This is a genomic window from Corynebacterium gottingense (assembly GCF_003693265.1).
GTDB classification, from domain to species: Bacteria; Actinomycetota; Actinomycetes; order Mycobacteriales; family Mycobacteriaceae; genus Corynebacterium; species Corynebacterium gottingense.
On the sequence record NZ_RDRE01000052.1, the window covers coordinates 1 to 4,692 of the forward strand.

The following is a 4,692-nucleotide window of genomic DNA, read 5'->3' on the forward strand; positions in this document are numbered from 1 at the left end:
AGACGCTGAAGCTCGAGGACAAGAAGTAGTCACCCCACCGGCGTGACCCGGCCGGGGCCGTTTACGTACCGCAGAAGGTACGGAACGGCCCCGGCTTTTCCGGTTGGGCCATCCACTCCTCGCCGGCATCAGGGTTGTAAGGGTCTGTCACTGCGGCAAGCAAGGCGAGGTAGGCGCCGAAGTCGCCGTCGCGCTCCGCGGCGTTGATTGCGTCCTGGAGCATGTGGTTGCGCGGGATATAGATAGGCCCAGGGTAGGGGGAGCCATCGGGGGCGTCGCCATACTCAAACGCGCTGGGCCCGCCGAAGACCATCCCGATTTTTCGGTTAAAGGTGGTGATGTCTTCGGCCAGCGCCAGCTCGTCTGCTACATCACCCACGTAGGTATTCCATGCTGCGTCCCAACGAGTCTGCATCGTGGACAGGAGCTCCTGTGCGCGCTCCTGGCCGAGCTCTGGTAGCAGCGTTTCCGCCAGGCGGACCATGTTCCAGGCCAGGATGCTGGGTTGGTTGCCAAATGCGTAGCGCCGCTGCGCATCGATAGAGGAGAAGGTTGCTGCGCCGTCGAAGCGCTGCGTAAACGCGCACGGCCCGTAGTCGATGGTTTCGCCGGAGAGCGCGACGTTGTCCGTATTCATGACGCCGTGGACAAAGCCGACGGACATCCAACGGCTGACCAGGTCCACCTGCTTATGGATGACCGTGTCCAGTAAGCGTTCGGGGCCATCGAACCCGGCAGCAGCGATGACATCCGCGACGAGGTCGCGCGACTTCTGCGCCGCGTACTGCAGCGACCCGACACGCAGGTGCGAGGACGCGGTGCGCACCACAATGCCCGCGGGTACCTGGCCTTGTTGGCGTACGACTTTCTCTCCGGTGCGGATCACTGCGAGCGCGCGTGTGGTTTTTATGCCGATGGCGTGCATGAATTCGCTGACGAGGTACTCACGGAGCATGGGGCCGATGGCGCCGAGCCCGTCGGAGCCCGGGCGGGAGAACGGGGTGAGCCCGGAGCCCTTGAGCTGTATCTCGCGGCCGTTAATGTCGCCGAGGAGCATCGCGCGACCGTCGCCAAGCACTGGCACGAACTGGCCGAACTGATGGCCCGAGTATGCGGTGGCGTGTCCGCCCGCGGAGCCTGCGAGCCACGCGACGCCGTCGTCACTGCGCAGCCACTCGGGGTCGAGGCCGAGCTGGCGCGCGTGAGGTTCGTTGAGCACAATGAGTTCCGCGTCCGGAAAGTGGGTCCCTGGGACGGGCACTGCCATGTCCGGCAGCGCGTCGGCGAATGTGTGGGCAAGCGTGGGCTGTTCCATGGCCCCAGCCTAGACTAGGGGCCCATGAGCATCGGAGAAGTCACACTCGTCGGAGGGGGCCCGGGCGAATGGGACCTCCTGACCATCCGCGGCCTGCGCGCGCTCGAAGCCGCCGACGTGATCCTCACCGATCATCTCGGCCCCGCCAGCCAGCTTGAGGAGTTCCTGGACGTGTCGAGCAAGGAGCTTATCGACGTCTCCAAGCTCCCCTACGGCAAACAGGTCGCCCAGGAACGTACCAATGAACTGCTGGTGGAACACGCGCTGGCGGGCAAGCGCGTCGTTCGCCTGAAAGGCGGGGACCCGTACGTGTTTGGCCGCGGTTTCGAGGAGCTGCAGGTGTGCGCGGCCGCCGGGGTGCCGTGCCGAGTGGTGCCGGGCGTGACCAGCGCGATCTCAGTACCCGCAGCCGCGGGTGTGCCCGTGACCCAGCGCGGGGTGACGCACTCCTTCACGGTGGTTTCCGGGCACCTCGCGCCGTCGAACCCGAAGTCGCTGGTGGATTGGGAGGCGCTCGCGCGGGTTGGCGGGTCCATCTGCGTGATCATGGGCGTGCGCCACGTCCGCGAAATCGCCGCGGCGCTGGTGGGCGCGGGGCTTCCCCCTTCGACGCCGGCGGTGGCCGTGCAGGAAGGTGAGACTGCCTCGCAGCGCGTCGTGCGCGCAACCGCGTCGACGCTGGCTGATGCGATGGAGTCCGAGGGGATCGCCTCGCCCGCCGTGTACGTGATTGGGGAGGTCGCTGGTCTTGCGAGCGCTGGATAGCCTGATCTGGGACACGGCGCTTGCCGATTGTGCGCCGGATACGTTGCTTATCTGCCACGACCCGACCTTGGATCTGACGCGTCAGGCCGTGCAGGTGGGCGCGCGCGTGGTGTTTCTGGACCCGGACTATGCGCGCAGCCAGGCCGCGTCGGCGCTCGGCGCGGAGATTGCTCGCGACGTGCGGTTGGACGAGCTGCTCGCCGGCCTGGGTTCCGGTGCCGACGTCGCGGTCGGGCTCGGCGAGATGCCGAAGTCCCTGGCCCGCCTGGGCTACCTCGCCCGCAGCATCGCAGGCGCAGGTTTCGCCGAGGCGCGCCTGGTTCTCGGGGCGAACAACAAGCACCTTTCTCGCGGCATGAACTCGGTGCTGGCAGATTCCTTCAATGACGTCCACGGATCGCGGGGGCGCGGCAAGTTCCGGTGCCTGGTGGCGTCGGGGGCGCGCGAGGTCACGTACGAGCCAGTTTCGCAGCGGGGGTTGGTAGCCATCGGCGGCGTCTTCTCCGGCGCCAAGCCGGACCGCGGCGGCGAGCTGCTGCGCTCGTGCCTGCCCGACGCGCCTGGTCGCCTGCTGGACCTCGGTTGCGGCAACGGCTCGGTGAGCAGGGGTTTCGAGGGCGCGGTCGCCACAGATTCTGACGCAGACGCGGTCCTTTCTGCCCGCGCCATCGGCCTAGAGGCCACCTGGGACGACGCCGGCTCGCAGCTGCCGGACGCGTCCTTCGACACCATTGCGCTCAACCCGCCGTTCCACGCGGGCACGACCATCGACGCCACCCTCATCCAGCACCTCCTCGACGCCGGCGCGCGCCTGCTCGCCCCCGGCGGCGATCTGTACGTGGTGCACAACTCGCACCTGCGCTACCGCGGGGAGGTGGAGCGCCGTTTCGGCGAGGTGGAGCAGGTCGCTCGCGACGCGACGTTTACTGTGCTGCGGGCTCGGTAGGGCGATTCAAGGTACCGTAACGTGGTACAACAAGCTGGAGGTGGAAAATGTCTATCAGTGCTTCGGAAGCGCGCCGAACCCTGTTCCCTCTCATTGAGAAGGTGAACCAAGACCGGGACGCGGTCGAGATCGTTTCCCGCAGCGGTAACGCGGTGCTGATGTCCGCGGAGGACTATTCCTCCTGGGTGGAGACCGCGTATCTCTTCCGCTCTCCAGCGAACGCGCGTCGGCTCTTGGAATCCAACGAACAGGCGCGTAGTGGTCAAGCCGTCGCGCATGACATCGACCTGGATGCATGAATGCAGCTCGCCTGAACGCCATACACTTGGGAGGAATACCTCTACTGGCAGCAGAAGGATCGGAAGATCCTGAAACGGGTGAATCAACTGCTCAAAGACATGATGCGTGATCCATTCGAGGGGATTGGTTAGCCGGAGCCGCTGAAATACGGTATTGCCGGAGCCTGGTCACGGCGCATCACCGAAGAGCACCGATTGGTTTACATCCTTGAAGGCGAAACGCTCATTATTCTGCAAGCTCGCTACCACTATTGATCCGCCCCTGCAGGATCCGCGGCAGCGCCTCCGCCGCGGTGGCCGGAACGACCACATCGGCCAGGTGCGAGAGGTCCGTCGGTTGCGGCGTGACCTCCACGATCGGGATCTCTCGCGCGTGCGCCATCAACGGCAGGCCCGCGGCGGGGTAGACCACGCCAGAGGTGCCGACGATCAGCAGCGCATCCGCAGTCTTCATGCGCCGCTCCGCCTCGGCCCACTCGTCCTGCGGCAGCGCTTCGCCGAACCAGACCACGCCCGGGCGCACGAGCCCGCCGCACACCGGGCACTCCGGCGGCGCGATGTGCTCGATCGGCTCCTCCGGCAGCGCGATCGGCTCCTCGTACGGGGTGTCGCAGTCGGTGCAACGGAAGGCGAATAGCGAGCCGTGTAGGTGCACGACATCCTCGCTACCTGCTCGTTCGTGCAGGTTGTCGATGTTCTGCGTCGTCACCGTCATGCCTCGCGCCGCCGCAATTGCCCGGTGCCCGGCGTTCGGCTCGGCGCGCTGCGACAGCTGAGCCCGCCAGAGGTACCAGGCGTACATCGTCTCCGGGTCGTCGTGCCATGCGCTTATCGACGCCATCGCCACCGGATCCACACGCTCCCACACCCCAGTTACCGCATCCCGGTACGTGGCGATGCCACTGTCCGCGCTCATGCCGGCGCCGGTGAAGACTTCGACGTGGTTGGCTGCTGTGAGGATCTCGTGGGCGTCGATAAGCATTTGCTCCATGGCCCTAGTCTAGGCTGTCGATGAACTCCAGAGCCTGGCCTTTGTACGTGAAGTTGGGGGTGGCGTTGACAGCGTCGCGCATCACGTCGCGGTAAAACGCCTGGTGCCGCGGATCCTCTTCGTGGAGCTCGTACGCGCGACGGGCCGTATCGGTGGGGAGCAAGCACTCGGTCGGCACCGCGTGCATGCCGAGGTGGGCGCTGCGGGCGCGGGCCTGGGCGGACTCCATGCGCGTGGTGTAGGCGTGATTCGGCTCGTAGGTGACTGCGCGAGCCAAGCCCTCGGCGGCGAGCTGCTCGTTGACGAATATCTCGCCGGCGAAGACAGCGGCAAGCTCGCGGCCGTAGCGGTCCTGGCGCTCCTCGTCGTGCTCGAG

6 protein-coding genes and 1 pseudogene are annotated in these 4,692 nt (G+C 66.3%); 4 read left to right on the forward strand and 3 right to left on the reverse strand.

Annotated elements, in window-relative coordinates:
* Positions 1–61: 61 nt before the first annotated feature.
* Entirely contained in the window at positions 62–1,315 is a 1,254-nt protein-coding gene (locus tag EAW56_RS11085; protein WP_095547179.1) for a protein adenylyltransferase SelO family protein, read from the reverse strand.
* Between the two features lie 24 nt (positions 1,316–1,339).
* Between EAW56_RS11085 and cobA the strand changes: the two genes are divergently transcribed.
* The 4 genes and pseudogenes from cobA to EAW56_RS11105 form a co-directional block, all read left to right on the forward strand.
* Positions 1,340–2,080, forward strand: coding sequence for a uroporphyrinogen-III C-methyltransferase (gene cobA, locus EAW56_RS11090; RefSeq protein WP_122086585.1), 741 nt, complete (start codon positions 1,340–1,342; stop codon positions 2,078–2,080).
* Positions 2,064–3,026: a class I SAM-dependent methyltransferase gene (locus tag EAW56_RS11095; protein WP_122086587.1), complete on the forward strand. Its 963-nt coding sequence runs from the start codon at positions 2,064–2,066 to the stop codon at positions 3,024–3,026. Before cobA ends, EAW56_RS11095 begins: the two co-directional genes overlap by 17 nt.
* Before the next feature lie 47 nt (positions 3,027–3,073).
* Positions 3,074–3,325: a type II toxin-antitoxin system Phd/YefM family antitoxin gene (locus tag EAW56_RS11100; protein ID WP_095553987.1), complete on the forward strand. Its 252-nt coding sequence runs from the start codon at positions 3,074–3,076 to the stop codon at positions 3,323–3,325.
* Positions 3,326–3,352: 27 nt separating this feature from the next.
* A pseudogene (locus EAW56_RS11105) lies at positions 3,353–3,580 on the forward strand (Txe/YoeB family addiction module toxin); the annotation flags it as partial.
* On the opposite strand, the gene EAW56_RS11110 reads toward EAW56_RS11105, so the two are convergent.
* Both EAW56_RS11110 and EAW56_RS11115 read right to left on the reverse strand, forming a co-directional pair.
* The gene (locus EAW56_RS11110) at positions 3,552–4,316 is read right to left on the reverse strand and encodes an NAD-dependent deacylase (protein ID WP_095553988.1); all 765 of its coding nucleotides are present in this window, start codon (positions 4,314–4,316) and stop codon (positions 3,552–3,554) included. The pseudogene EAW56_RS11105 and the gene EAW56_RS11110 overlap by 29 nt on opposite strands.
* Positions 4,317–4,320: 4 nt before the next feature.
* The coding region (locus tag EAW56_RS11115) for a thermonuclease family protein (RefSeq protein ID WP_147453301.1) at positions 4,321–4,692 on the reverse strand (372 nt) is incomplete at its 5' end.

Bases quoted from the DNA above. Each gene is read 5' to 3' on its own strand.
- cobA (WP_122086585.1), top strand. From the start codon at position 1,340: ATGAGCATCGGAGAAGTCACACTCGTCGGAGGGGGCCCGGGCGAATGG.
- EAW56_RS11100 (WP_095553987.1), top strand. From the start codon at position 3,074: ATGTCTATCAGTGCTTCGGAAGCGCGCCGAACCCTGTTCCCTCTCATT.
- EAW56_RS11110 (WP_095553988.1), bottom strand. From the start codon at position 4,316: ATGGAGCAAATGCTTATCGACGCCCACGAGATCCTCACAGCAGCCAAC.
- EAW56_RS11085 (WP_095547179.1), bottom strand. From the start codon at position 1,315: ATGGAACAGCCCACGCTTGCCCACACATTCGCCGACGCGCTGCCGGAC.